This is a genomic window from Paraburkholderia terricola (genome assembly GCF_003330825.1).
In the GTDB taxonomy this organism is placed as follows: domain Bacteria; phylum Pseudomonadota; class Gammaproteobacteria; order Burkholderiales; family Burkholderiaceae; genus Paraburkholderia; species Paraburkholderia terricola.
Genome location: NZ_CP024942.1, coordinates 2943295 through 2969349, shown reverse-complemented (window position 1 = coordinate 2969349; position 26055 = coordinate 2943295). Strand labels below are relative to the sequence as shown.

Genomic DNA, 26055 nt, shown 5'->3' with positions numbered 1-26055 from the left:
GGACTAGCCGCGGCATGCGCGGCTGTCGCTTCTTGTGTGACGGCCGCGCATGCCCCGTTCAAGCAGGTTCAAGCCGGCTCAGATCGCCTGAGCCCGCCCCGGAAAAGTTTCGTCATACCCCGAGCCGTCTTCCACTTGCGCGGCCGTTCCGCGCTGCTCGCGGTACATCATCGGCGGCAAGCCGAACTGCTTGCGGAATTCGCGGCCCAGATGCGATGCATCGGAAAAGCCGCAACTCGATGCAATGTCCGCCACGGTTTTATCCGAACTCGTCAGCAGCCACGCGGCGGTGCGCAAGCGCACCTGCTTCGCGTAGGCTTGCGGCGCCTTGCCGGTCTGCGCCTTGAAAAGCCGTTCCAACTGACGCGGCGAAAGATCGAGCTTGCCCGCCAGTTCATCCAGCGACAGCGAACGCCCCACGTGCTGCTCCATCAGAAGAATCGCGCGCTTCACCTTGGGATGCGCGGCGGGCGCGAGTCCGGGCGGGTGCGGCTGCGGCGCGTTGCCTTTTTGCATGTCGTCCACCAGCAGAATGCGCAGCGCCTTCTGCACGGTGGCGGTTTCGAAGTGACGCAGCAAGATCGCCGCGGCCACGTCGATCGATGCGCGCCCGCCCGAACACGTAATGCGACGGCGGTCGATCACGAAGAGGCGGTCGGCCACCAGCGCTTCTTCATTCACCGACGGAAAGCGCTCGATGAAATCCCAGTAGTGAAACCAGCTCACGCAAATGCGATGGCCTTCCAGCACGCCCGCGCGCATCAGCGAAAACACGCCGGTGCACATGCCGACGAGCGTCGCGTCGGTGGCGGCGGCGCGGCGGATGAACGCGAGCGTCGCCTCGTTGGCGGCGGGACCGGAATGCAGCAGGCCGCCGACCACCACGACGTAATCGAACCGCTCGGCGTTGTCGAAGGTTTCCCACGGCGTGATCTGGATGCCGCAACTCGCGCGCACCGGAGCGAGGGTTTCCCCTATCACGCTCCACGAACAGCGCACGGGCTTGCTGAAGTCGCCTTCATCCGCGGACAGGCGCAGCAGGTCGACGAACCCCGAGAACGCCGTCAGCGTGAAGTTCGGCAGCAGGATGATGCCGAAGCGGATGCGCTGTTTCGAGGTGCCGTCGATCGATTGAAGGGGAAGCGGTTCAGCGGAATTCATGCATGCAGCCGGCAAGAGAAAAGGTTGAATCAAGCATAGCACCGGGGAAACAAGGCGCTTCACCGGGCCGCTTCATTTGCGCCACCGAAGCGGTGCCGCCAGCATCGCCAGCGACGGGCGCGACGCCTGTCGCAAATGCGTCAGAAGTCATCGCAAATGCGCCGCGGCGCTTTGCGGGCGGCCCGCTTGACGCCACTATCCCACTGTCATGCCGTTTTTATTCTATCGGTCCAAATTGACGTGCGGTGCAATAGGGGCTACTTCAGGCCGAACCCGGCCACCCATGCATCGCAACGCACAAGGCACGCCATGAACGTCAGCGTTTTCGATCTGTTCAAGATCGGTATCGGTCCCTCAAGCTCGCACACGGTCGGGCCGATGATCGCTGCTTGCCGCTTCGCCTCGCATATCGAGGACGCCAACCTGCTCGGCTTCGTGCGCCGCGTGAAGGTCGAACTGTTCGGCTCGCTCGGCGCGACCGGCAAGGGGCACGGCACGGACAAGGCGGTGCTGCTCGGGCTCGAAGGCAATCTGCCCGATCTGATCGACCCGGACCAGATCGAGCCGCGCTTGCAGGCGATCCGCGAAACGAAGCAACTGACGCTGCTCGGCAAGCATCCCATCAAGTTCGACGAGCGCGAGCATCTCGGCTTCTTTCGCAAGCTGATGCCCGGCGCGCCGGGTTCGAGCATCGTGCATCCGAACGGCATGCGGTTTCAGGCATTCGACGAAAACGGTCAGTTGCTGGTGGAGAAGGAGTATTACTCGATCGGCGGCGGCTTCGTGGTGAATCGCGAGGGCGATCGCGTGAACGGCTTGCGCGCCGGCGCTCAGGTGCCGCATCCGTTTCGCACCGGCGACGATCTGATGCGCGTGTGCCGCGAAACCGGCCTGTCGATCGCCGAGGTGACGCTGCGCAACGAATGCGCGTCGCGTCCCGAACAGGAAGTGCGCGACGGCCTGCTCGCGATCTGGCGCGTGATGGCGGCGTGCGTCGAGCGCGGCTGCAAGGTGCGCGGCGAGTTGCCCGGCCCGATGCACGTGAAGCGCCGCGCCGCCGATCTGAGCGCGCAATTGCGCTCGCGTTCCGAGGAGTCGCTGCGCGATCCGCTCTCGATGCTCGACTGGGTCAACCTGTACGCGATGGCCGTCAACGAGGAAAACGCCGCAGGCGGGCGCGTGGTCACCGCGCCGACCAACGGCGCGGCCGGCGTGATTCCCGCCGTGCTGCATTACTACGTGAAGTTCATGCACGCGTCGAACGACGAAGGCATCGTCACGTTTTTGCTGACGGCCGCCGCGATCGGCATCATCTACAAGGAAACCGCGTCGATCTCCGGCGCGGAAGTGGGCTGCCAGGGCGAGGTGGGCGTCGCCTGCTCGATGGCCGCGGCGGCGCTCGCCGCCGTCATGGGCGGCACGCCGACGCAAGTCGAGAACGCCGCCGAAATCGGCATGGAACACAACCTCGGCATGACCTGCGATCCGGTCGGCGGGCTCGTGCAGATTCCCTGCATCGAACGCAATGCAATGGGCGCGATCAAGGCGCTGAACGCCGCGCGCATGGCGATGAAGGGCGACGGCCAGCACTACGTGTCGCTCGACAACGTGATCAAGACGATGCGCGAAACCGGCGCTGACATGAAGACGAAATACAAGGAGACGTCGCGCGGCGGTCTCGCCGTGAACGTCATCGAGTGTTGAACCCGCTACGACGTATCGAGCATTAGTACCGACAGCACCAACAAGGATCAATGATGAGCCGCTATTCGATATTCAGCCTGTTGCGCAACGGAATGTCGTATCACGAGAACTGGGAGCGACAGTGGAAGAGTCCGGAGCCCAGGCGTGAGTACGACGTCGTGATCGTCGGCGGCGGCGGGCACGGTCTCGCCACCGCCTATTACCTCGCGAAGGAGCATGGCGTGCGCAATATCGCCGTGCTGGAGAAGGGCTGGATCGGCGGCGGCAATACGGCGCGCAATACGACCATCGTGCGCTCGAATTATCTGTGGGACGAGTCGGCCGCGCTCTACGAGAAAGCAATGAAGCTGTGGGAAGGGCTTTCGCAGGACCTCAACTACAACGTGATGTTCAGCCAGCGCGGCGTGATGAATCTCGCCCACACGTTGCAGGACGTGCGCGACACCGAGCGCCGCGTGAATGCGAACCGGCTGAACGGCGTGGACGCCGAATTCCTCACCCCGGCGCAGATCAAGGAACTCGAACCGACCATCAACCTGAACAGCCGCTACCCGGTGCTCGGCGCGTCGATCCAGCGCCGCGGCGGCGTGGCCCGGCATGACGCGGTGGCGTGGGGTTTCGCGCGCGGCGCGGACCAGGCCGGCGTGGATATCGTGCAGAACTGCCAGGTCACGGGCATTCGCCGCGACGGCAGCCAGGTGACCGGCGTGGACACCACGAAGGGTTTCATCAAGGCGAAGAAGGTGGCGATCGTCGCGGCGGGCAATACGTCCACGCTCGCGGACATGGCCGGCGTGCGTTTGCCTTTGGAGAGCCATCCGTTGCAGGCGCTCGTGTCCGAGCCGATCAAGCCGGTGGTCAATACCGTGGTGATGTCGAACGCGGTGCACGCGTATATCAGCCAGTCCGACAAGGGCGATCTGGTGATCGGCGCGGGCGTCGATCAGTACACGGGCTTCGGTCAGCGCGGCAGTTTCCAGATCATCGAAGGCACGCTCGAGGCGATCGTCGAAATGTTCCCGGTGTTCTCGCGCGTGCGGATGAACCGCCAGTGGGGCGGCATCGTGGACGTGTCGCCGGATGCGTGCCCGATCATCAGCAAGACCGACGTGAAGGGGCTTTATTTCAATTGCGGCTGGGGAACGGGCGGCTTCAAGGCGACGCCGGGCTCCGGTTGGGCTTACGCGTACACCATCGCGAAGGACGAGCCGCATCCGCTGAACGCGCCGTTCTCGCTGGAGCGTTTCTATACCGGCCACCTGATCGATGAGCACGGCGCAGCCGCCGTGGCCCACTAATCGCACACGAGGAGAAAGGAACATGCTGCTGATCGAATGCCCGTGGTGCGGGCCACGCGCCGAAACCGAATTTTCCTGCGGCGGCGAGGCGGACATCGCCCGCCCGCTCGACACCGACAAACTCACCGATAAGGAATGGGGCGACTACCTGTTCATGCGCAAGAATCCGCGCGGCGTGCATCACGAGCAATGGCTGCACGCGCAAGGCTGCCGCCGCTGGTTCAAGGCGCAGCGCGACACCGTGAGCTACGAGATTCAAGGCTACGAGACGTTCGAGCGTCCGCTGCTCACGATGGGCGGCAACGAGGGTCAAGCAAACGAGGGTAAGGCATCATGAGCCAGAAAGACCGACTGCCGAGCGGCGGGCGCATCAACCGCGCGATCGTGTTGAGCTTCACGTTCAACGGCCGCAAGTATCAGGGCTATCAGGGCGACACGCTGGCTTCGGCCTTGCTCGCGAACGGCGTGCATTTCGTCGCGCGTAGCTGGAAATATCACCGGCCGCGCGGCATCGTCACGGCGGGCGTGGAAGAGCCGAATGCGATCGTGCAACTCGAAACCGGCGCCTACACCGTGCCGAATGCGCGCGCCACCGAGGTGGAGTTGTATCAGGGGCTCGTCGCCACCAGCGTGAACGCGAAGCCGAGCATCGAGAAAGACCGCATGGCGGTCAATCAGAAGATCGCGCGCTTCATTCCGGCGGGCTTCTACTACAAGACCTTCATGTGGCCGCGCAAGTTCTGGCCGAAGTACGAAGAAGTGATTCGCGACGCGGCCGGTCTCGGCAAGGCGCCCGAGCACACCGACGCCGACCGCTACGACAAGTGCTTTGCGCATTGCGACGTGCTGGTGGTCGGCGGCGGCCCGACCGGCCTCGCGGCCGCGCACGCGGCGGCGCTGTCCGGCGCGCGCGTGACCCTGGTCGACGATCAGCCGGAACTCGGCGGCTCGCTGCTGTCGTGCCGCACGGATATCGACGGCAAGCCCGCGTTGCAATGGGTGCATAAGATCGAGGACGAACTGCGGCAAATGCCCGACGTGAAAATCCTCTGCCGCAGCACCGCATTCGGCTATCAGGACCACAATCTGGTCACGGTCACGCAGCGGCTCACCGAGCATCTGCCGGTGTCGCAACGCAAGGGCACGCGCGAACTGATGTGGAAGATCCGCGCGAAACGCGTGATTCTCGCGACCGGCGCGCATGAACGGCCGATCGTATTCGGCAACAACGATCTGCCGGGCGTGATGCTGGCTTCGGCGGTGTCCACGTATCTGCATCGCTATGCGGTGCTGCCGGGGCGCAACGCGGTGGTGTTCACCAACAACGACGACGGCTATCAATGCGCGCTCGACCTGAAGACGGCCGGCGCGCAGGTGACGGTGGTCGATCCGCGCGCGGGCGAATCGAAGGGCACGCTGCCGGCGCTCGCGCGGCGCTATGGCGTGAAGGTGATGAACGGCGTGGCGATCACGGCGGCGCACGGCAAGCTGCGCGTCGACTCGGTGGAGGTCGCGTCGTATTCGAACGGCCAGGTCGGCGCGAAGCAGGGCGAACTCGCTTGCGATCTGCTGGCGATGTCCGGCGGCTGGAGCCCGGTGCTGCATCTGTTCGCGCAGTCGGGCGGCAAGGCGCACTGGCATGACGAAAAAGCCTGCTTCGTGCCGGGCAAGGCGATGCAGCCGGAAACGAGCGTCGGCGCTTGCGCGGGCGACTTCACGCTGGGCCAAGGCATCCGTGTCGCGATGGATGCCGGCGTCGAGGCGGCGCGCGCCGCCGGTCATATCGTCGCGCGGCCGAATCCGGTGCAAGTCGCCGACATCGCGGAAGCGAAGATGCAGCCGCTGTGGCTCGTCGGCGGACGCGAACTCGCCACGCGTGGGCCGAAGCAGTTCGTCGATTTCCAGAACGACGTGTCGGCGGCCGATATTTTCCTCGCGGCGCGCGAGGGTTTCGAATCGGTCGAGCACGTGAAGCGCTACACGGCGATGGGCTTCGGCACCGATCAGGGCAAGCTCGGCAACATCAACGGCATGGCGATTCTCGCGCAGGCGCTCGGCAAGACGATTCCCGAGACCGGCACGACGACGTTCCGGCCCAACTACACGCCGGTCACGTTCGGCACGTTCGCGGGCCGCGAGTTGGGCGAGTTTCTCGATCCGGTGCGCAAGACGGCGGTGCACGAATGGCATGTGCAAAACGGCGCGGCGTTCGAGGACGTCGGCAACTGGAAGCGTCCCTGGTACTACCCGAAAGCGGGGGAGGACATGCACGCGGCGGTGGCGCGCGAGTCGCTCGCGGTGCGCACGAGCGTCGGCATTCTCGACGCCTCGACGCTCGGCAAGATCGACATTCAGGGCCCCGATTCGGCGAAGCTGCTGAACTGGGTCTATACGAATCCGTGGAGCAAGCTGGAAGTCGGCAAGTGCCGCTATGGCCTGATGCTCGACGAGAACGGCATGATCTTCGACGACGGCGTGACGGTGCGCCTCGCCGATCAGCATTACATGATGACCACCACCACGGGCGGCGCCGCGCGTGTGCTCACGTGGCTCGAACGCTGGCTGCAAACCGAATGGCCCGACATGCGCGTGCGGCTCGCGTCGGTCACGGACCACTGGGCCACTTTTGCCGTGGTCGGTCCGAACAGCCGCAAGGTCTTGCAGAAGGTGTGCCACGACATCGACTTCGCGAACGCCGCGTTCCCGTTCATGAGCTATCGCGAAGGCACGATCGCGGGCGCGGCGTCGCGCGTGATGCGGATCAGCTTCTCCGGCGAACTCGCTTATGAAGTGAACGTGCCGGCCAACGTCGGGCGCGCGGTGTGGGAAGCGCTGATGGCCGCGGGCGCGGAGTTCGACATCACGCCCTACGGCACGGAAACCATGCACGTGCTGCGCGCGGAGAAGGGCTACATCATCGTCGGCCAGGATACGGACGGCTCGATGACGCCTTACGATCTCGGCATGGGCGGGCTCGTCGCGAAGTCGAAGGACTTTCTCGGCAAGCGTTCGCTCACGCGCTCCGATACGGCGAAGACGGGGCGCAAGCAACTGGTGGGATTGCTCGCGGACGATCCGTCGTTCGTGATTCCCGAGGGCTCGCAAATCGTCGCCGGCCCATTCCAGGGCGACACCGCGCCGATGCTCGGCCACGTCACGTCGAGCTATTACAGCCCGATTCTGAAGCGCTCGATCGCGATGGCGGTCGTGAAGGGCGGTCTCGACAAGATCGGCGAAACCGTCACCATCCCGCTTTCCAGCGGCAGGCAGATTGCGGCCAAGGTCACCAGTTCGGTGTTCTACGACAGCGAAGGAGCACGTCAACATGTGGAATGAAACAGGAGGGACGGCGTCGGTGGTGGATCGCGCCGTCGGCAAGCAAACCGGCGTGTGGCAGGAGTCGCCGCTGGTCGGCACGGACGCGCTGCTGAAGAAGCATCAGACCACGGCGTCCGCCGCGTTCCGGCTGAGCGAGCGGCCGTTTCTGGAACTGGTGAACGTGCGCGGCGATACGCGCGACGCGGCGTTTGTGCGTGCCGTGGAAAGCGTGCTCGGCTGCCGGCCGCCGGAGAAGGCGAACACGATGGCGCGCGGCAACGGCTACGACCTGTTGTGGCTCGGGCCGGACGAATGGCTGGCGCGCTCGGCGACGGCGCACGACGCGTCGCGCACCGCGCCGCTGCAAGCGAAGCTCGGCGCCGCGTTTGCCGGCGTGTTTGCTTCGGCGGTGGATATCGGCAGCGGCTATACGGTGCTCGAAATCAGCGGCACGCGTGTGCGCGAGGTGCTCGCGCGCGGGTGCCCGCTCGACCTGCATCCCAAGCTGTTCGGTGAAGGACAGTGCGCGCAAAGCCATTATTTCAAGGCGTCGATGACGCTGCTGCCCACCGGGCCGGATAGTTTCGATCTCGTCGTGCGCCGCAGCTTCGCGGACTACTTCGTCAAGATCATGCTCGACGCCGCCGAGCCGCTGATGTCGTGAGACGCGGCGAGCGGTGCTTGCCCGCACCGCTCGCGGCTTGCCTCGCGATCGACCGACATGACGTCGACACGTCTAGCCACCGCGCGCCTCACCGAGCGCGCGTTTCAACAGGGCGATGCGCACGCCGCGCTCGCGCTGCTCGAACAGAGCATCGAGTTGCGGCACCGGCGCATCGCGCTGATCCGCTATCTGCTCGCGCAGCAACTCGGCGCGCCGCTGCAGGCGCGGCATCACGACTACGTCGAGAAAATCGCCGCGCGCCTGAGCGCGGATGCGCTCGCGCGCATTGCCGGCGCGGCGCGGGCGCGGCTGCGGGCGTAACGCTTTCGCTCCGCGGTCGAGGAACGACGCCCCCGTTCCATTCCGATGACGCATTTCTTCTATGTGGCCGATTTATGTCGGCGTCTACTGAAAACACCGATCGGAACAGCCACGCGGCAGCCGCCGCATCAATGAGGGGATGACATGTCCACCGCTTTTCAGCCTCGCGCGAGCGCAGCCGCGCGACTCGAACGCCTGCCGTTTTCCGGTTATCACCGGACCATCTTCATCATCATCGCGATCGCGTTCTTCTTCGACTCCGTCGATCTCGGCACGATGACCTTCGTGCTCGGCTCGATCAAGACGGAGTTTCATCTGTCGACCGCGACGACGGGGTTGGTTGCGAGCGCGAGCTTCTTCGGCATGGTGGGCGGTGCGGCGATTGCCGGATTGCTCGCGGATCGTTTCGGACGACGGCCCGTGTTTCAGTGGAGCATGGTGTTGTGGGGGCTGGCGTCATACCTCTGCTCGACCGCGCAGAGCGTCGAGGCGCTGATCTTTTATCGCGTGCTGCTCGGCTTCGGCATGGGCATGGAGTTTCCGATTGCGCAAACGCTGCTGTCGGAGTTCGTGCCGGCTGCGTCGCGCGGACGTTTGATCGCGCTGATGGACGGCTTCTGGCCGCTCGGCTTCATCACGGCGGGCGTGGTGTCGTATTTCGTGTTGCCGACGCTAGGGTGGCGCACCGAGTTCGCGCTGCTCGCGATTCCGGCGGTATTCGTGCTGGTCGTGCGCCGCGTCGTGCCGGAATCGCCGCGCTGGCTCGAACATCGCGGACGCATCGCCGAGGCGGACAAAGTACTCGCGCAGATCGAAGTGAAAGTGATGAAGGCGGCGGGGCTGAGCCAGTTGCGCGCGCCCGTGATGCTCGCGGAGCCGGCAGTGGCGAAGGGGACGGGCGCATTCCGCGAGATCTGGAGCATCGCCTACCGGCGCCGCACGATCATGGTGTGGACGCTGTGGTTCTTCGCGTTGCTCGGATTCTACGGGCTGACCTCGTGGCTCGGCGCGTTGATGCAGCAGGCCGGTTTCGCGGTGACGAAGTCGGTGTTGTACACGGTGCTGATTTCGCTCGGCGGGATTCCGGGCTTTATTTGCGCGGCGTGGCTGGTCGAGCGGTGGGGACGCAAGCCGACCTGTATTGCTTCGCTCGCGGGCAGCGCGGTGATGGCGTATGTCTATGGACAGACCGCGTTGCATGCACAAACGCCGGCGCTGCTGATCTGCGCCGGGCTCGCGATGCAGTTCTTTCTGTTCGCGATGTGGGCGGTGCTTTACACCTATACGCCGGAGCTTTACGGCACGGGCGCGCGCGCTACCGGTTCGGGGTTTGCGTCCGCGATTGGGCGGGTGGGTTCGTTGATCGGGCCGTATGTGGTCGGCGTCGTGCTGCCGGTGTTCGGGCAAGGCGGCGTGTTTTCGCTCGGTGCGATGTGTTTTGTGATCGCGGCCGCGGCGGTGTGGGTACTGGGGATCGAGACGCGTGGGTTGGCGTTGGAGACGCTCGTGTCCGAAGCGGTGGAGACGGACGGGCAGGGGGTGTTGAGTCCGGTGCGGGAGTGAGGGTTGCAGGAGGCGGGTGTTAAAAAGGCCGCGACGTTGTCGCGGCCTTGGGGCTTTCTGGAATCGCCGGGTGGTTAGATTTTGTAAGGCACTCGAACGCCGGGTTCGTTCGCAGGAAAGTCCTTGACATTGCGCGATACCAGCAGCAAGGAATTCACCTGCGCCGACGCCCAAACAATCGCGTCGGGCAGACGGATGCGCTTCTGTTTGCGAATCTCAACCGCACGGTTTGCAATTGTGCTGTCCAGCGCAATCACGTCGAACGAGCCAAGCCATCCGCGAATCGAGGCTTCGTCTTCCGGGGTTGCCCCAACAAGAACTTCCATCCATGTGATGATGCTGATCGCTCGATACTCATAGCGCGCAAGCTCTTTCTTCGCTCCGCCGACGCCGCCGAGATAGTCGATCAGGATGTTTGTGTCGAAAAGAGCTTTTACCATTCCGAGCGCAATTCTCGCTGGTACTCAAGGCCATCGACTTTTCTGTTTTTCCACAGTCCGAAAACGTCATTTCCCAGCACGCGCTTATGCTGGGCGATATACGCCTCGATTGCGTCGCGAATAACCGCGGCGCGAGGGCGTTGCTCCGACTCTACGAGCAATGCCAGTTCTTCAACCTGCGAATCGGGCAGATCAATCAGAATCCGGCTCATTAATGCCTCCCTTTCGATATATACATATCATATATCAACCAGCGAGATTTTGCAGAGTCCTGCGTCACCGGGTTCCCGTCAAACCGCCACCCCCTCCCGTTTCCGCGCCACCACCCCATTCGCCACGAAATACGGCGTCTCCACTCGCGCCAACGCTTCGCGGCCGCGAATCCGGTCCGCGATTTTCTCCGCGAGCATGATGGTCGGCGCGTTCAGATTGCCGGTGGTGATTTGCGGCATGATCGATGCATCGACCACGCGCAGCGCTTCCATGCCATGCACGCGCCCCTCGCTGTCGACCACGGCCATGTCGTCGTAACCCATCTTGCACGAACACGACGGATGAAACGCGGTTTCCGCACGCATCCGCACGAAGGCGTCGAGCTGTTCGTCGGTCGTCAAATCGGCGCCCGGATTCAGTTCGCGGCCGCGATAACGGTCGAGCGCCGGTTGCCGCATGATCTCGCGCGTGATGCGAATGCCGTCGCGGAACTCGCGCCAGTCGAGCGGATCGGCCATGTAGTTGAACAGGATGCCTGGATGCGCGGCCGGATCGCGTGACGTGAGCTTCACACGGCCACGGCTCGGCGAGCGCATCGAACCGACGTGCGCCTGGAAGCCGTGCATCCTGATCGCATTCGAACCGTTGTAGTTGATCGCCACCGGCAGAAAGTGATACTGGATGTTCGGCCACAAGTCGTCGTCGCGAGTGCGGATGAAGCCGCCCGCCTCGAACTGGTTGCTCGCGCCGATGCCCGTGCCGTTGAGCATCCATTCGAGTCCGATCGCCGGCTGATTCCACCACTGCAGCGCGGGGTACAGCGACACCGGTTCCTTGCATTCGTACTGGATATACATCTCCAGATGGTCCTGCAGATTTTCACCGACACCCGGCAGATCATGCACGAGCGGAACATCTAGTTCGCGCAGCCATGTAGAGCGTCCCACGCCCGAGCGCTGCAGTAATTGCGGCGACGCAATCGCGCCGCTGCACACCAGCACTTCGCGGCGCGCATGCGCATTCACCGCGTTCCCGTGATGCAGATACGCGACGCCGACCGCGCGCTTGCCCGAGAACAACACGCGATCGGTCATGGCATGCGTGACGATCGTCAGATTCGGCCGCGCCTTCGCGCGATCCAGATAGCCGCGCGCCGTGCTCGCACGCCGGCCATTCGCGGTGACGGTGCGATCCATCGGCCCGAAGCCTTCCTGCTGATAGCCGTTCAGATCGTCGGTGCGCGGAAAGCCCGCTTGCACGCCGGCCTCGACCATCGCGGCGAACAGAGGATTATTGCCCGGCTTGCTCGTGGTCACATGCACGGGACCGTCGCCGCCGTGATACGCGTTCGCGCCGACATCGCGCGTTTCGGCCTTGCGGAAGTAGGGCAGGCAATCGAGGTAGGTCCAGTTTTCCAGACCGGGACGCGTCGCCCAGCCATCGTAATCGAGCGCATTGCCGCGTATGTAGCACATGCCGTTGATCAGCGACGACCCGCCGAGCCCCTTGCCGCGGCCGCATTCCATGCGACGGTTGTTCATGTGCGGCTCGGGGTCGGTCTCATACGCCCAGTTGTAGCGCCGCCCTTGCAGCGGATACGCGAGCGCGGCGGGCATCTGCGTGCGAAAGTCGAAGCGGTAATCGGGACCGCCTGCTTCGAGCAGCAGCACGGTCGCGTCCGCGTCCTCGGTCAGGCGCGAGGCGAGCACGTTGCCCGCCGAACCCGCGCCGACGATGATGTAGTCGTATTCGTTCGAAGCCATCTCCGCCACTCCTCAGAACACGGGTTGATACGGGCCGAGTTCGACCTGCACGGACTTGATGCGCGTGTAGTGCTCGAGCGTGGTGATGCCGTTCTCGCGGCCGACGCCCGATTGCTTGTAGCCGCCCACCGGCATTTCCGCGGGCGACTCGCCCCATGTGTTGATCCAGCAGATGCCGGCTTCCAGTTGATGAATCACGCGATGCGCGCGGGACAGGTTCTCCGTCACCACGCCGGCGGCGAGACCGTAAGCGGTCTTGTTCGCACGCGCGATTGCTTCGTCCTCTTCGTCGAACGCGAGGATGCTCATCACCGGGCCGAAGATTTCCTCACGCACGATGCGCATGTCGTCATGGCAGCCGGTAAACACCGTGGGCTCGACGTATTGGCCATTGCCGAAATGCCCTTCGGAAATGCGCTTGCCGCCCGCCATCAATCGCGCGCCTTCCTGTACGCCGCTCTCGATGTAGCCGAGCACTTTCTGCAATTGGGCGGCGCTCACGAGTGGGCCGAAGTTGGTGTCAGCGTCGGTGGGCGCGCCCACGCGAATGCGTTTCACGCGTTGCAGCACGAGCGCTTCGAACTGTTCGAGCACGCCGCGTTGCACGAAAACCCGCGTGCCGTTGGTGCAAACCTGGCCGGAACTGAAGAAGTTGGCGCTCATCGCGATGTCGGCGGCGCGTTCGAGATTGGCGTCGTCGAACACGAGCAGCGGCGACTTGCCGCCGAGTTCCATCGTCACTTCCTTCAGCGACGATGCGCCCGCCAGCGACATTACCTTCTTGCCGGTTTCGACGCCGCCCGTGAACGAAATCTTCTCGATGTCGGGATGCGCGGCTAGCATCGCGCCCACGCGCCCATCGCCTTGCACGACGTTGAATACGCCCGCCGGCACGCCGGCTTCGGTGTAAATCTCAGCGAGCTTCAGCGCCGACAGCGGCGTGATTTCGCTCGGCTTGAAGATCATCGCATTGCCGGCCGCCAGCGCGGGCGCCGACTTCCAGCACGCGATCTGGATCGGGTAATTCCATGCGCCGATGCCCGCGCATACGCCGAGCGGCTCGCGCCGCGTATAAACGAACGACGACGGGCGCAACGGAATCTGTTGTCCTTCGATCGCGGTGGCAAGGCCGGCGTAATACTCGATCACGTCCGCGCCGGTCACGATATCGACCGCCAGCGTCTCGGCAATCGGCTTGCCGGTGTCGCGCGTTTCGAGCGCGGCGAGCTCGTCGTTGCGCTCGCGCAGAAGCTCGACCGCGCGGCGCAGAATGCGCGAGCGCTGCATCGCCGTGAGCGCGGCCCATTCACGCTGACCGTCGCGCGCGGATCGCACCGCGCGATCGACGTCGGCCGCCGTTGCCTGCTGCACCGTGGCGAGCGTTTCGCCAGTGGCGGGGTCGAACGTGTCGAAGGTTTCTCCGCCGGTTGCGTCGACGTAGGCGCCGCCGATATAAAGACGTTGCGTTGCGAATACCGCCATGACTTGCTCCTTTAAAAATGTCGCCGGCCTAGCTGCGTGCCTGCAAAACCAGATCGATGTATTCGTTCGCGAGGCGCAGCGCCGCCTTCGTATCGAACGGTTCGCCCGACAACGCGCCGCGCAGCCATAAGCCGTCGATCAACGCCGCCAGGCCGCTTGCCGCGCGCCGCGCCGCCGCACGCGGCAGCGCCTGCGAAAAATCCGCGTACAGGTTCGAATTCAGGCGCCGTGTGTTCACGTATTGCAGCCGCCGCAACTGCGGCTTGTGCATGCTTTCGGACCAGAAAGCGAGCCACGTTTTCATGACCGGACCGCTGGTCTGCTCGGCGTCGAAATTCGCGCCCACCACCGCGCGTAGTTTGGAGCGCGGATCGGCTTTCGCCGCGCGGCGCCGGCGCGATGTGGCTTGCCACAGATCGCGCAGCACATGGCGCATGGTGGCTTCGAGCAAGCCGTCCTTGTCGCCGAAATAGTGGCTGACGATGCCGGTGGAAGTACTCGCGCGCTGCGCGACCGAGGCGAGCGTCGCGCCGGCGAGACCGGTCTGGTCGATGGTGAGCAAGGTCGCGTCGATCAGTTGAGCGCGGCGGACTTCGCGCATTCCAAGTTTGGGCATGGTGCTGTTGGGGCGGGCTTCAGATGGCCAAGGGCGGCTAAACCCGGTCGCCGGCCGTGGATTCGATGGGCCATGTTAGGTTTTTTATATTGAACGGTCAATCAATAAAAACCGGGTTGCATCAGCGTGGACGGCGGTTGCGCCGCGCGTGTCGGTTTCGGCCAAACCCATGTCGCGTTCAGTACATGTCCGTGGCTCAGCGGGCGCTACGCTCGTTGAACGGCGTGTTGCAGACGGTCTCGCACGCCGCTCACAAGACATGGAGACAGACAATGAGCAGCAATCGCGGCGTCGTGTATCTGGGGCAGGGCAAGGTGGAAGTGCAGTCGATCGACTATCCGAAGATGGTCGATCCACGTGGCCGGGCGATCGGCCACGGCGTGATCCTCAAGGTGGTAAGCACGAATATTTGCGGCTCCGACCAGCATATGGTGCGCGGCCGGACGACCGCCGAGGTCGGCCTCGTGCTCGGTCACGAGATTACCGGCGAGGTGATCGAAATCGGCCGCGACGTCGAGACGCTGAGCATCGGCGATCTCGTTTCCGTGCCGTTCAACGTTGCCTGCGGACGCTGCCCGACCTGCAAGGCGCAGCACACCGGCGTGTGCCTGAACGTGAATCCGTCGCGCGCGGGCGGCGCGTATGGCTACGTCGACATGGGCGGCTGGATCGGCGGCCAGGCCGAATACGTGATGGTGCCGTACGCCGACTTCAATCTGCTGAAATTCCCCGACCGCGCGCAGGCGATGTCGAAAATCCGCGACCTCACGTGCCTTTCCGACATTCTGCCGACCGGCTATCACGGCGCGGTGATGGCGGGCGTGAAGCCCGGCGCCACCGTTTATATCGCGGGCGCGGGGCCGGTGGGCATGGCGGCGGCCGCGTCGGCGCGCCTGCTGGGCGCGGCCTGCACGATCGTCGGCGACATGAACGAGGCGCGCCTCGCGCATGCGCGCAAGATGGGCTTCGAGACGATCGACCTGTCCAAAGACGCCACGCTCGGCGAACAGATCGAACAGATTCTCGGCAAGCCGGAGGTGGACTGCGCGGTGGACTGTGTCGGCTTCGAGGCGCACGGCCACGGCAGCAGCGGCTCGCATGAGGAAGCGCCGGCCACGGTGCTCAATTCGCTGATGGAAATCACGCGGGCCGCGGGCGCGATCGGCATTCCGGGCCTGTACGTCACGGACGATCCGGGCGCCGCCGACGCCGCCGCGCGCAAGGGCAGTCTGAGCATCCGCTTCGGTCTCGGCTGGGCCAAGTCGCATTCGTTCCATACCGGGCAAACGCCGGTGATGAAGTACAACCACAATCTGATGCAGGCGATCTTGTGGGACCGCTTGCCGATCGCGGATATCGTCAACGTGACGGTGGTGTCGCTCGATCAGGCGCCCGATGGTTACCGGCAGTTCGACGGCGGCGCGCCGCGCAAGTTTGTGATCGACCCGCATGGGTTGTTGAAAGCGGCGTAAAGCAGCATCAGGCAACATAAAGCGGGCTGGCGGGATCGCATCGTTCGCGGTCCCGCTCGTCCAATTGCCGTGCGCAATCGCAGGCAATCGCAGACGGTATGAAGGCCGGCGCGTCCGTGCATGCAATGCCGGGAAATTGACGCGCGCGGATGCTTTCGCTGCGTCGCACTCATCCGTCGCTCTCTCCGAGCGCCAAGCACTCCACCTCTCACCAGCCCGAACTGTGCCCACGCGCCAGAATGTCGGGCGATCAACCGCTCACCTCTGCTATCCTTTCGCCGCGTGTCGCGCCGGATGGTCGCTCGCGCGCGACCTGTTCGGTTCAAAGCGCGCTATTCGTCAGCCACAGCGCAACGAAAAAATCCCGCTTCTGCCACGAGAGCATTGATGAGCAACACACGTTGGACCGTGATTTTTCTCTGCTTTCTGGCCAATCTGGTGAACTACGTCGACCGCGCGAATCTTGCGGTCGCCGCGCCGCAGATTCAGCGCGCGCTAGGCCTAGGCCCGACTGAAATGGGCCTTGTATTGAGCGGGTTCTTCTGGACCTACGCGCTCATGCAGATGCCGTTCGGCTGGTTCGTCGACCGCGTCGGCGCGCGCATCGCACTGCCTCTCGCCGTGGGCTGGTGGTCGCTGTTCACCATGCTGACGGCAGTGCCGACCGGCATCGCGGGAATGTTCGGCTGCCGGTTGATGCTGGGCGCCGGTGAAGCCGGCGCGTATCCGTCTTGCGTGAAGCTTGTGTCGCAATGGTTCGAGCCCCGGCAACGCGCTTTCGCCACCGCCATTTACGACAGCGGCTCCCGGGTCGGCTCCGCGCTTTCGATTCCGGTCGTCGCGTTGATCATCGGTTCTTTCGGCTGGAAGGCCGCCTTTGTCATCACGGGCGCGTTGGGCTTCGTGTGGGTCGTCGGATGGTTGCTGATTTATCGCGATCCTTCACGCGCACATCGCGCCGGCGCGGTCGATTCGTCTGTGCAATCGGGAGCCGCCAAGCGTAGGAAAATCACCTGGCGTTCGCTCTTCACCCATCGCACGCTGTGGGGAATGATGCTCGGCTTCTTCTGCCTGAACTTCGTGATTTACTTTTTTATCACGTGGTTTCCGAGCTATCTGGTCCAGACGCACCGTTTCTCGCTGAAGTCGCTCGGCACGCTCGGCATGATTCCCGCGCTCGTCGCGATCCCTTCCGGTTGGCTGGGCGGCTTCGTGTCCGATTCACTGGTCCGGCGCGGCTGGAGTCTGACGGCCGCGCGCAAATCCTGCATGGTCGGTGGAATGCTGCTCTCGTCGGTCATTACGCTGTCCGCCTTTACGACGAACATCTATCTGGTGCTCGCGTTTTTCAGCGTCGCCTATGGCAGTCTCGCGTTCGCCGCGGCCAGTGTGCTGTCGCTGCCCAACGACGTGGCGCCGACGCCGGATCACGTTGCATCGATCGGCGGAATCCAGAACTTCGCGTCGAATCTCGCGGGCATCGTCATTACGACATTCACCGGTTTCATGGTCGCGTTGACGAATGGTTCGTTCAAGGTGCCACTGTGTGTGGCAGGCGGCTCTTGCCTGCTGGGTGCGCTCAGTTATCTCGTGATCGTCGGCAGAATCGAGCCGCTTACCGTTGGCGATACCGCCGATACCGCCGATACCGCTGATGCCGCTGATCCCGTCGCGACGCCCGGCGTCGGCTCGGAAATGTGAACCCGACCTGAACGCTCGAAGAATCAGGCCGCCATCACAGGCACTACCGCAAGCGAAGGCGCCTGCTTGCGACGCTCGCGCGTCGGCGCGGTGCCGAACGCGTCGCGATAGCTCTTCGAGAAGTGGCAAGCCGACTGGAAGCCGCAAGCCATCGTGATATGCATGATCGACATGTCGGTTTGCAGCAGCAGTTCGCGGGCGCGCCGCAAACGCAGCGTCAGATAGTAATGCGTCGGCGTCATCCCGAGATGCTCGCGAAAGAGCCGCTGCAATTGCCGCTGCGACATGCCGGCGAGGCGCGCGAGTTCCTCGCGCGAAAGCGGCTCTTCGATGTTGTTCTCCATCAGCGAGATCACTTCGAAGAGCGACTTGTTGGCCGAACCTAGCCGCGCGACCAGCGGCATTTTCTGTTGCGCGCTGGTGTCGCGCACATGTTCGACGATGAACTGCTCGGCGATCTGCGTGACGCGCGCCGTACCCACGCGCGGCGCGATCAGGTTCAGCATCATGTCGAGCGGCGCCACGCCGCCCGTGCAGGTGACCCGATCGCGGTCGATCACGAACAGTTCTTTCAGAAAGCGCGTGTCGGGAAACTCCTCCTTGAGCGCCGACATGTTCTCCCAGTGAATCGCGCAGGCATAACCGGCCAGCAAGCCGGCGCGCGCGAGCGCATAAGTGCCGGTGCACAGGCTGCCGAGCACGCTGCCCGTGCGGGCAAAGCGGCGCAACGCGGAAAGATGGGCGGGCGTGGTGGCGCGCTGCACGTCGATGCCGCCGATCACGAACACGATATCGGGCTGGCCGACGCATTCCACCGGCCCCGTATCGACCGAGAGGCCGTTGCTCGCCGTGACCGGTCCGCCTTCGGGACTCACGATCGACCAGCGGTAAAGCGTCTGTCCGCTCAGGTAGTTCGCCATGCGCAGGACTTCGATCGCGTTGGTGAAAGCGATCATCGTGAAGTTCGGAACCGGCATGAATGCGAAATGCGACAACGATGCCGTGCGGTCGGTGGCCATGGGAGGAATGATTCCTTCGAATCTATAGTGTCGCGTCGCCGTGGGGAGCGGCGACTCCTGCAATTTTGCGTATTTGTGCAACTACCATGCCATCAGGCTAAACCCTCAGTTGCCGCCGGTTAAGGTTGGACAGCCCGACAAGGGGCACCACAACGGAGCCGCGAGCCTGTTTTTCGCACCTGAACCGCGCGCGGCGATCGGTTGCAGTGCAGCACGAAGGCCGGCCCTGCGTCTGATGATTGGGCGGCGAAGATCGGCGGAGAAAGCGCGTCAGCGCCGACTTGTGAAAAAAGGACGGGCATGGCGGAAAAGGCAAAGAACACGTCTGAATTCATAAATTGGCGCGCGGGGCGAACGTCAAGAATAGACGCAATGCAGACCGGCGGCGGCAGGGCTCAAACGATCCACTGAGCGGCGCTTTCCGGCCTTTCCGTCAACGACTTCACGGACCCTTCCATGTCGAACCCGAATCCCTTCTTCGAAGAATCGCTGGCCACGCGCGATGCCGCGGTGCGCGGCGCTGTTTTGAAAGAGCTTGAGCGCCAGCAGTCGCAAGTCGAGTTGATCGCGTCGGAAAACATCGTGTCGCGCGCGGTGCTCGAAGCGCAAGGCTCGGTGCTGACCAACAAGTATGCGGAAGGCTATCCGGGCAAGCGTTACTACGGCGGTTGCGAATACGTGGACGTGATCGAGACGCTTGCGCTCGATCGCATCAAGCAACTCTTCAACGCGAAATTCGCCAACGTGCAGCCGCATTCCGGCGCGCAGGCCAACGGCGCGGTGATGCTCGCGCTGGTGAAGCCGGGCGACACGGTGCTCGGCATGTCGCTCGACGCGGGCGGCCACCTCACGCACGGCGCGAAGCCGGCAATGTCGGGCAAGTGGTTCAACGCGGTGCAGTATGGCGTCAATCGCGACACGATGCTGATCGATTACGAGCAGATCGAGGAACTCGCACAGCAGCATAAACCGGCTCTGTTGATCGCCGGCTTCTCGGCTTATCCGCGCGCGCTCGATTTCGCACGGCTGCGCGCGATTGCCGATGGCGTGGGCGCGAAGTTGATGGTGGACATGGCGCACATTGCCGGCGTGATCGCGGCGGGGCGTCACCAGAATCCGGTCGACCATGCGCACGTGGTCACCTCGACCACGCACAAGACGTTGCGCGGCCCGCGCGGCGGCTTTGTCCTGACGAATGACGAAGACATCGCCAAAAAGATCAACTCCGCGGTGTTCCCCGGCTTGCAAGGCGGCCCGCTGATGCACGTGATCGCAGGCAAGGCGGTGGCGTTCGGCGAGGCGCTGCAACCCGGCTTCAAGACTTATATCGACAGCGTGCTCGCCAACGCGCAGGCGCTCGGCGAAGTGTTGAAGGCAGGCGGCGTCGATCTGGTGACGGGCGGCACCGACAACCATCTGCTGCTGGTCGATCTGCGCCCGAAGGGTCTCAAGGGCAACCAGGTCGAGCAGGCGCTGGAGCGCGCCGGCATTACCTGCAACAAGAACGGCATTCCGTTCGATACAGAGAAGCCGACGGTCACTTCCGGCATTCGCCTCGGCACGCCGGCGGGCACGACGCGCGGCTTCGGCGTGAGCGAATTCCGCGAAATCGGGCGGCTGATCGTCGAGGTGCTCGACGCGCTGCGCGACCACCCCGAAGGCGACGCCGCCACCGAACAACGCGTGCGCCGCGAGATTTTCGCGCTGTGCGAACGCTTCCCCATCTACTGAGAACGCCTGGAGCACACGATGAGCACTCTGCACGACAACAGCATCATCATCGACGGTCTGAACATTTCGAAGTTCGAGCGCTCGGTGTTCGAGGACATGCGCAAGGGCGGCGTCACCGCGGTGAACTGCACGGTCTCGGTTTGGGAAAGCTTCCAGAAGACGGTCGACAACATCGCCGAGATGAAGCAGCAAATCCGCGAATACGGAGAGATTCTGACGCTGGTGCGTACCACCGACGACATCTTCCGCGCGAAGAAAGAGAACAAGACGGGCATCATTTTCGGCTTCCAGAACGCGCACGCTTTCGAGGACAACCTCGGCTATATCGAAGCCTTCAAGGATCTCGGCGTGAACGTGGTGCAGCTTTGCTACAACACGCAAAACCTGGTGGGCACCGGCTGCTATGAACGCGACGGCGGTCTGTCCGGCTATGGCCGCGAAGTGATTCAGGAGATGAACCGCGTCGGCATCATGGTCGATCTTTCGCACGTGGGCGGCAAGACGTCCTCGGAAGCGATCGCGGCTTCGAACAAGCCGGTGTGCTACTCGCATTGCTGCCCGTCGGGATTGAAAGAACATCCGCGCAACAAGAGCGACGAGCAACTGAAAGAGATTGCCGATGCGGGCGGCTTCGTCGGCGTGACGATGTTCGCGCCGTTCCTGAAGCGCGGCGCGGATGCGACCGTCGAAGACTATATCGAGGCAATCGAGTACGTGGTGAATCTGATCGGCGAAGATCAGGTCGGCATCGGCACGGACTTCACGCAAGGCTACAGCACCGAGTTCTTCGACTGGATCACGCACGACAAGGGCCGCTATCGCCAACTGACCAACTTCGGCAAGGTCGTGAATCCGGAGGGCATTCGCACGATCGGCGAGTTCCCGAATCTCACGGCCGCGATGGAGCGCGCCGGTTGGAGCGAGACGCGCATCAGGAAGATCATGGGTGAAAACTGGGTGCGGGTGTTCGGTGAAGTCTGGACAGTCTGAGCGCCACTCAACGAACCTCACTCTATAAAAAACGGAGTCTCCACATGCAACCCCAACTGCCTATCGACGTCGACCCGAATACCGGCGTCTGGACCACCGACGCGCTGCCGATGCTGTACGTGCCGCGTCATTTCTTCACGAACAATCACACCGCCGTCGAAGAAGCGCTGGGCCGCGACACGTATGCCGAGATTCTCTACAAGGCCGGCTACAAGTCCGCCTATTTCTGGTGCGACAAGGAAGCGAAACAGCACGGCATTTCCGGCATGGCGGTGTTCGAGCATTACCTGAACCGTCTGTCGCAACGCGGCTGGGGCATCTTCAGGATCACCGAATCCGATCCGTCGAGCTCGCGTGCGCGCATCGAATTGCATCATTCGTCGTTCGTGCTCGCGCAGCCGGGCAAGGAAGGCAAGCTTTGCTACATGTTCGCCGGCTGGTTCGCGGGCGCGATGGATTGGGTCAACGACACCGCGCCGGATGCCGCGCGCAAGGGCCCGCCTTCGTATTCGCGGGAAGCGCAATGCGCGGCTGAAGGCCACGATCATTGCGTATTCGAAGTGTCGCCGCTCGCTTCGTAACACGCCTGAGCCTATCCATTCCGAGGTCGATCGCGATGCGTTACCCGAACCTTTTCAAGCCTCTCACGCTGAACCAGTTGACCTTGCGCAACCGCATCGTCAGCACCGCGCACGCGGAGGTCTATGCGGAACCGGGCGGCTTGCCCGGCGACCGTTATATCCGTTACTACGAGGAGAAGGCGAAGGGCGGTGTCGGCCTCGCCGTCTGCGGCGGTTCGAGCCCGGTGTCGATCGACAGCCCGCAAGGCTGGTGGAAGTCGGTGAATCTGTCCACCGACAAGATCATCGATCCGCTCGCGCGGCTCGCCGAGGCGATGCATCGGCATGGCGCGAAGATCATGATTCAGGCCACGCACATGGGCCGCCGTTCGGCGTTTCATGGCGAGCATTGGCCGCATCTGATGTCGCCTTCCGGCGTGCGCGAGCCGGTGCACCGCGGCAACGCGAAGATCATCGAAGTGGAGGAGATTCGCCGCATCATCAGCGATTTCGCGGCGGCCGCGAAGCGCGTGAAAGATGCCGGCATGGACGGCGTCGAAATCTCGGCGGCGCACCAGCACCTGATCGACCAGTTCTGGAGCCCGCGCACGAATTTCCGCACCGACGAATGGGGCGGCTCGCTCGAAAACCGTCTACGTTTCGGCACTGAAGTATTGAAGGCGGTGCGCGAAGCGGTGGGCGCGGATTTCTGCATCGGTTTGCGCATGTGCGGCGACGAGTTTCATGAAGACGGGCTCGATCATGAGCAGTTGAAGGAAATCGCCCAGGCCATGAGCGAAACGGGCCTGATCGACTACCTCGGCGTGATCGGCTCGGGCGCGGACACGCACAATACGCTCGCGAACTGCATGCCGCCGATGGCGCTGCCGCCCGAACCGTTCGTGCATCTCGCGGCCGGCATCAAGTCGGTGGTGAAGGTGCCGGTCATGCACGCGCAAAGCATTCGCGACGCGGGGCAGGCGGAACGTCTGCTGGCGGGCGGCATGGTCGATCTGGTCGGCATGACGCGCGCGCAGATCGCCGATCCGCACATGGTCATCAAGATCCGCGATGGCCGCGAGGACGAAATCAAGCAGTGCGTCGGCGCGAATTATTGCATCGACCGTCAGTACAACGGGCTCGACGTGCTGTGCGTGCAGAACGCCGCGACCTCGCGCGAGGAAACCATGCCGCACGTGATCGCGAAGACGCGCGGGCCGAAGCGCAAGGTCGTCGTGGTCGGCGCGGGTCCGGCGGGACTGGAAGCGGCGCGCGTCGCGAAGTCGCGCGGTCATGACGTGGTGCTGTTCGAGAAGAACGACTACGTGGGCGGCCAGATCATGCTGGCCGCGAAAGCGCCGCAGCGCGAACAGATGGCGGGCATCGTGCGCTGGTTCGATATGGAGACGAAGCGCCTCGGCGTCGATCGTCGGCTCGGCGTTGCCGCCGACGAGAAAACCATCATGGCCGAGCAGCCGGACATCGTCGTGCTGGCGACGGGCGGCTCGTCGTTCACGTCGCAAGTGGCGGCATGGGGCGTCGAGGAAGGTCTTGCCGTAAGTTCGTGGGACGTGCTGTCGGGCAAGGTCGAACCGGGCAAGAACGTGCTCGTGTACGACGGGGTGAGCACGCACGCCGGCGCGGGCGTCGCCGATTTCATGTCGAGCCGCGGCTCGAACGTCGAGATCGTGACGCCGGACGTGAAGGTCGCCGACGACGTGGGCGGCACCACGTTCCCGATTTTCTATCGCCGGCTCTATGCGCAGGGCGTGATTCATACGCCGAATTACTGGCTCGACAAGGTCTACGAGGAAGACGGCAAGAAGATCGCCGTGATCCGCAACGAGTACACGGAAGAGCAGGAGGAGCGCGCGGTCGATCAGGTGGTGATCGAGAACGGCAGCACGCCCAATGACCAGCTTTACTGGACGCTCAAGCCCGAGTCGGTCAATCGCGGCCAGGTGGACGTGCACAAGCTGTTCGCCTCGGAGCCGCAACCGTCCTTGAGCGAAGAACTCGGCAACGGCCGCTTCCTGCTGTTCCGCGTCGGCGACTGCATTTCCATGCACAACATTCACGGCGCGATCTACGACGCGCTGCGTCTTTGCAAGGATTTCTGACGATGAGCCCCGTGTTTGTCATCACCGTCCTGCTGTGGCTGTCGGTGGCCGGCCTCGCGTTCGCGCTCGCCAAACGCGCCGCTTACTGGCGCGAAGGCCGCGCCACGGCGGCGGGCGCCTACGGCTGGGCGAATCTGCTGTCGATTCCCAAGCGCTACTTCGTCGATCTGCACCATGTGGTCGCGCGCGACCCGTACATTGCCAGGACGCACGTCGCCACCGCGGGCGGCGCGATCCTCGCGATGGCGCTGGTGTTCGTCAACTACGGGCTGGCGATTTACTCCGTGTGGCTCGACCGGTTGATTTTCCTCGCCGCGCTCGTGATGCTGGTGGGCGCGGTATTCGTCTGGCGTCGCCGACATGGCGCGAAGGCGGTGCCGGCACGGCTTTCGCGCGGGCCCTGGGATCATCTGCCGCTGCTGCTCGGTTCGTTCGCGCTCGGTCTCGTGCTGTTCGTCGCGCTGCCGGCTTCGGCGATGTCGGGTGCGCTCGCGATCGTCGTCGCGTTGCTGATCGCGGCGGGCGCGTTCACGATGACGTTCGGCGCGGCGCGCGGCGGCCCGATGAAGCATGCGCTCGCCGGTCTGCTGCACCTCGCGTTTCATCCGCGCCAGGAGCGTTTCGCCGAGCGCAACGATAGCGACGTGGTGCCGCCGACCGCGCTAAAGGCGCCGCTCCTCGACGCAAAGGAATACGGCGTTGGCAAGCCGGTCGAGTTTCGCTGGAACCAGTTGCTGAGTTTCGACGCGTGCGTGCAGTGCGGCAAGTGCGAGGCGGCGTGTCCCGCGTTCGCCGCCGGCCAGCCGCTCAATCCGAAGAAGCTGATTCAGGATCTGGTGACGGGCATGGTGGGCGGCACGGACGCCAACTATGCAGGCAGTCCCACGCCCGGCATTCCGCTCGGCAAGCATGCCGGCGCGCCCGGCAAGCCGCTGATTTCCAGCCTGATCGAAGCGGATACGCTGTGGTCGTGCACGACTTGCCGCGCCTGCGTGCAGGAGTGCCCGATGCTGATCGAGCACGTCGACGCGATCGTGGACATGCGGCGCAATCAGACCCTGGTCGAAGGCAACGTGCCGGGCAAGGGGCCGATCACGCTCGCCAATCTGCGCGAGACGGGCAGCGCGAACGGTTACGACATCGGCGCGCGCTACGACTGGGCGGTCGATTTGCAAGTGCAGGTCGCGCAACCGGGGCGTCACGTAGAGGTCTTGCTGATCGCCGGCGAAGGCGCGTTCGACATGCGTTATCAGCGCACGCTGCGCGCGCTGGTCAAGGTGTTGAATCGCGCGGGCATCGACTACGCGGTGCTCGGCGGCGTGGAAACCGATACCGGCGACACGGCCCGGCGTCTCGGCGACGAAGCCACCTTTCAGCAACTCGCGCGGCAGTTGATCGGCACGCTTTCGCAGTACTCGTTCCGCAAGATCGTCACCGCCGACCCGCACGTGCTGCACAGCCTGCGCAACGAATATCGCGCGCTGGGCGGCTTCTACGAAGTGCAGCATCACACGGCGCTGATCGACGAACTGGTCGCGAGCGGCAAACTGTCGCCGCGCGCGGTGGCCGCGTTGGCCGAACGCAAGATCACCTATCACGATCCATGCTACCTGGGCCGCTATAACGGCGAGACCGAAGCGCCGCGCCGCTTGCTGAAGAGCATCGGCATCAAGGTGGTCGAGATGGAGCGCAACGGCATGCGCGGGCGTTGCTGCGGCGGCGGCGGCGGTGCGCCGTTGACCGACATTCCCGGCAAGCGCCGCATTCCCGACATTCGCATCGACGACGCTCGCACGGTCGGCGCGGAAATCGTCGCGGTGGGTTGCCCGAATTGCACGGCGATGCTCGAAGGCGTGGTCGGACCGCGTCCTGAAGTGCTCGACGTTGCCGAACTGGTTGCAGCGGCGCTGGAGTAACGC

At 64.0% G+C, this 26055-nt stretch carries 21 protein-coding genes; 14 read left to right on the top strand and 7 right to left on the bottom strand.

The window, feature by feature from the left end:
• Window positions 1-78 precede the first annotated feature (78 nt).
• On the bottom strand, window positions 79-1161 hold the full coding sequence (locus CUJ90_RS31875) for a GlxA family transcriptional regulator (protein WP_073431162.1): 1083 nt from the start codon (window positions 1159-1161) through the stop codon (window positions 79-81).
• Window positions 1162-1470: 309 nt separating this feature from the next.
• Between CUJ90_RS31875 and CUJ90_RS31870 the strand changes: the two genes are divergently transcribed.
• From CUJ90_RS31870 to CUJ90_RS31840, 7 genes are all read left to right on the top strand, one after another.
• On the top strand, window positions 1471-2865 hold the full coding sequence (locus CUJ90_RS31870; RefSeq protein ID WP_073431129.1) for an L-serine ammonia-lyase: 1395 nt from the start codon (window positions 1471-1473) through the stop codon (window positions 2863-2865).
• A 53-nt stretch (window positions 2866-2918) separates the two neighbouring features.
• Window positions 2919-4163: a sarcosine oxidase subunit beta family protein gene (locus CUJ90_RS31865; RefSeq protein WP_114164745.1), complete on the top strand. Its 1245-nt coding sequence runs from the start codon at window positions 2919-2921 to the stop codon at window positions 4161-4163.
• A 22-nt stretch (window positions 4164-4185) separates the two neighbouring features.
• A complete protein-coding gene (locus CUJ90_RS31860) occupies window positions 4186-4500 on the top strand; it encodes a sarcosine oxidase subunit delta (RefSeq protein ID WP_073431128.1) in 315 nt (104 codons plus the stop codon).
• Window positions 4497-7499, top strand: a complete 3003-nt coding sequence (locus CUJ90_RS31855) for a sarcosine oxidase subunit alpha family protein (protein WP_114164620.1) — start codon at window positions 4497-4499, stop codon at window positions 7497-7499. Before CUJ90_RS31860 ends, CUJ90_RS31855 begins: the two co-directional genes overlap by 4 nt.
• Entirely contained in the window at window positions 7489-8145 is a 657-nt protein-coding gene (locus CUJ90_RS31850; RefSeq protein ID WP_114164619.1) for a sarcosine oxidase subunit gamma, read from the top strand. The genes CUJ90_RS31855 and CUJ90_RS31850 overlap by 11 nt, the downstream gene beginning before the upstream one ends.
• Window positions 8146-8202: 57 nt before the next feature.
• Window positions 8203-8466 (top strand): hypothetical protein, encoded by a 264-nt coding sequence (locus CUJ90_RS31845; protein WP_073431125.1) that lies wholly within the window; start codon window positions 8203-8205, stop codon window positions 8464-8466.
• 144 nt (window positions 8467-8610) lie between these two features.
• Window positions 8611-10029: an MFS transporter gene (locus CUJ90_RS31840; protein WP_073431124.1), complete on the top strand. Its 1419-nt coding sequence runs from the start codon at window positions 8611-8613 to the stop codon at window positions 10027-10029.
• Between the two features lie 74 nt (window positions 10030-10103).
• Here the strand turns inward: CUJ90_RS31840 and CUJ90_RS31835 are convergent, their stop codons facing one another.
• From CUJ90_RS31835 to betI, 5 genes are all read right to left on the bottom strand, one after another.
• Window positions 10104-10469, bottom strand: coding sequence for a type II toxin-antitoxin system VapC family toxin (locus CUJ90_RS31835; protein WP_114164618.1), 366 nt, complete (start codon window positions 10467-10469; stop codon window positions 10104-10106).
• Window positions 10463-10681: a ribbon-helix-helix protein, CopG family gene (locus CUJ90_RS31830; protein WP_073431122.1), complete on the bottom strand. Its 219-nt coding sequence runs from the start codon at window positions 10679-10681 to the stop codon at window positions 10463-10465. Before CUJ90_RS31830 ends, CUJ90_RS31835 begins: the two co-directional genes overlap by 7 nt.
• A gap of 78 nt (window positions 10682-10759) precedes the next feature.
• A complete protein-coding gene (gene betA / locus CUJ90_RS31825; protein WP_073431121.1) occupies window positions 10760-12445 on the bottom strand; it encodes a choline dehydrogenase in 1686 nt (561 codons plus the stop codon).
• 12 nt (window positions 12446-12457) lie between these two features.
• Entirely contained in the window at window positions 12458-13927 is a 1470-nt protein-coding gene (betB, locus tag CUJ90_RS31820; protein ID WP_114164617.1) for a betaine-aldehyde dehydrogenase, read from the bottom strand.
• Between the two features lie 28 nt (window positions 13928-13955).
• Window positions 13956-14543 (bottom strand): transcriptional regulator BetI, encoded by a 588-nt coding sequence (gene betI / locus CUJ90_RS31815; RefSeq protein WP_114164616.1) that lies wholly within the window; start codon window positions 14541-14543, stop codon window positions 13956-13958.
• A 272-nt stretch (window positions 14544-14815) separates the two neighbouring features.
• On the opposite strand from betI, the gene fdhA reads away from it, so the two are divergent.
• Window positions 14816-16015: a formaldehyde dehydrogenase, glutathione-independent gene (fdhA, locus tag CUJ90_RS31810; RefSeq protein WP_073431118.1), complete on the top strand. Its 1200-nt coding sequence runs from the start codon at window positions 14816-14818 to the stop codon at window positions 16013-16015.
• Window positions 16016-16402: 387 nt separating this feature from the next.
• Window positions 16403-17716: an MFS transporter gene (locus CUJ90_RS31805; RefSeq protein WP_073431117.1), complete on the top strand. Its 1314-nt coding sequence runs from the start codon at window positions 16403-16405 to the stop codon at window positions 17714-17716.
• A 23-nt stretch (window positions 17717-17739) separates the two neighbouring features.
• Here CUJ90_RS31805 and CUJ90_RS31800 read toward each other — a convergent pair whose 3' ends face one another.
• Window positions 17740-18735 (bottom strand): GlxA family transcriptional regulator, encoded by a 996-nt coding sequence (locus tag CUJ90_RS31800; RefSeq protein WP_073431116.1) that lies wholly within the window; start codon window positions 18733-18735, stop codon window positions 17740-17742.
• Window positions 18736-19191: 456 nt separating this feature from the next.
• Between CUJ90_RS31800 and CUJ90_RS31795 the strand changes: the two genes are divergently transcribed.
• The 5 genes from CUJ90_RS31795 to CUJ90_RS31775 are packed head-to-tail and all read left to right on the top strand — an operon-like array spanning window position 19192 to window position 26052.
• On the top strand, window positions 19192-20466 hold the full coding sequence (locus tag CUJ90_RS31795; RefSeq protein WP_073431115.1) for a serine hydroxymethyltransferase: 1275 nt from the start codon (window positions 19192-19194) through the stop codon (window positions 20464-20466).
• 18 nt (window positions 20467-20484) lie between these two features.
• Entirely contained in the window at window positions 20485-21456 is a 972-nt protein-coding gene (locus CUJ90_RS31790) for a dipeptidase (protein ID WP_073431114.1), read from the top strand.
• Between the two features lie 44 nt (window positions 21457-21500).
• A complete protein-coding gene (locus CUJ90_RS31785) occupies window positions 21501-22037 on the top strand; it encodes a DUF5943 domain-containing protein (RefSeq protein WP_073431113.1) in 537 nt (178 codons plus the stop codon).
• Window positions 22038-22072: 35 nt separating this feature from the next.
• Window positions 22073-24136, top strand: coding sequence for an NADH:flavin oxidoreductase (locus CUJ90_RS31780; RefSeq protein WP_073431112.1), 2064 nt, complete (start codon window positions 22073-22075; stop codon window positions 24134-24136).
• A 2-nt stretch (window positions 24137-24138) separates the two neighbouring features.
• On the top strand, window positions 24139-26052 hold the full coding sequence (locus CUJ90_RS31775; protein ID WP_073431111.1) for a (Fe-S)-binding protein: 1914 nt from the start codon (window positions 24139-24141) through the stop codon (window positions 26050-26052).
• The last annotated feature ends 3 nt before the right edge of the window (window positions 26053-26055 follow it).

What these genes read in the sequence shown, in the direction of transcription:
- CUJ90_RS31875 (WP_073431162.1), bottom strand. Translation starts at nt 1,161, where the DNA reads ATGAATTCCGCTGAACCGCTTCCCCTTCAATCGATCGACGGCACCTCG.
- CUJ90_RS31870 (WP_073431129.1), top strand. Translation starts at nt 1,471, where the DNA reads ATGAACGTCAGCGTTTTCGATCTGTTCAAGATCGGTATCGGTCCCTCA.
- CUJ90_RS31865 (WP_114164745.1), top strand. Translation starts at nt 2,919, where the DNA reads ATGAGCCGCTATTCGATATTCAGCCTGTTGCGCAACGGAATGTCGTAT.
- CUJ90_RS31860 (WP_073431128.1), top strand. Translation starts at nt 4,186, where the DNA reads ATGCTGCTGATCGAATGCCCGTGGTGCGGGCCACGCGCCGAAACCGAA.
- CUJ90_RS31855 (WP_114164620.1), top strand. Translation starts at nt 4,497, where the DNA reads ATGAGCCAGAAAGACCGACTGCCGAGCGGCGGGCGCATCAACCGCGCG.
- CUJ90_RS31850 (WP_114164619.1), top strand. Translation starts at nt 7,489, where the DNA reads ATGTGGAATGAAACAGGAGGGACGGCGTCGGTGGTGGATCGCGCCGTC.
- CUJ90_RS31845 (WP_073431125.1), top strand. Translation starts at nt 8,203, where the DNA reads ATGACGTCGACACGTCTAGCCACCGCGCGCCTCACCGAGCGCGCGTTT.
- CUJ90_RS31840 (WP_073431124.1), top strand. Translation starts at nt 8,611, where the DNA reads ATGTCCACCGCTTTTCAGCCTCGCGCGAGCGCAGCCGCGCGACTCGAA.
- CUJ90_RS31835 (WP_114164618.1), bottom strand. Translation starts at nt 10,469, where the DNA reads ATGGTAAAAGCTCTTTTCGACACAAACATCCTGATCGACTATCTCGGC.
- CUJ90_RS31830 (WP_073431122.1), bottom strand. Translation starts at nt 10,681, where the DNA reads ATGAGCCGGATTCTGATTGATCTGCCCGATTCGCAGGTTGAAGAACTG.
- betA (WP_073431121.1), bottom strand. Translation starts at nt 12,445, where the DNA reads ATGGCTTCGAACGAATACGACTACATCATCGTCGGCGCGGGTTCGGCG.
- betB (WP_114164617.1), bottom strand. Translation starts at nt 13,927, where the DNA reads ATGGCGGTATTCGCAACGCAACGTCTTTATATCGGCGGCGCCTACGTC.
- betI (WP_114164616.1), bottom strand. Translation starts at nt 14,543, where the DNA reads ATGCCCAAACTTGGAATGCGCGAAGTCCGCCGCGCTCAACTGATCGAC.
- fdhA (WP_073431118.1), top strand. Translation starts at nt 14,816, where the DNA reads ATGAGCAGCAATCGCGGCGTCGTGTATCTGGGGCAGGGCAAGGTGGAA.
- CUJ90_RS31805 (WP_073431117.1), top strand. Translation starts at nt 16,403, where the DNA reads ATGAGCAACACACGTTGGACCGTGATTTTTCTCTGCTTTCTGGCCAAT.
- CUJ90_RS31800 (WP_073431116.1), bottom strand. Translation starts at nt 18,735, where the DNA reads ATGGCCACCGACCGCACGGCATCGTTGTCGCATTTCGCATTCATGCCG.
- CUJ90_RS31795 (WP_073431115.1), top strand. Translation starts at nt 19,192, where the DNA reads ATGTCGAACCCGAATCCCTTCTTCGAAGAATCGCTGGCCACGCGCGAT.
- CUJ90_RS31790 (WP_073431114.1), top strand. Translation starts at nt 20,485, where the DNA reads ATGAGCACTCTGCACGACAACAGCATCATCATCGACGGTCTGAACATT.
- CUJ90_RS31785 (WP_073431113.1), top strand. Translation starts at nt 21,501, where the DNA reads ATGCAACCCCAACTGCCTATCGACGTCGACCCGAATACCGGCGTCTGG.
- CUJ90_RS31780 (WP_073431112.1), top strand. Translation starts at nt 22,073, where the DNA reads ATGCGTTACCCGAACCTTTTCAAGCCTCTCACGCTGAACCAGTTGACC.
- CUJ90_RS31775 (WP_073431111.1), top strand. Translation starts at nt 24,139, where the DNA reads ATGAGCCCCGTGTTTGTCATCACCGTCCTGCTGTGGCTGTCGGTGGCC.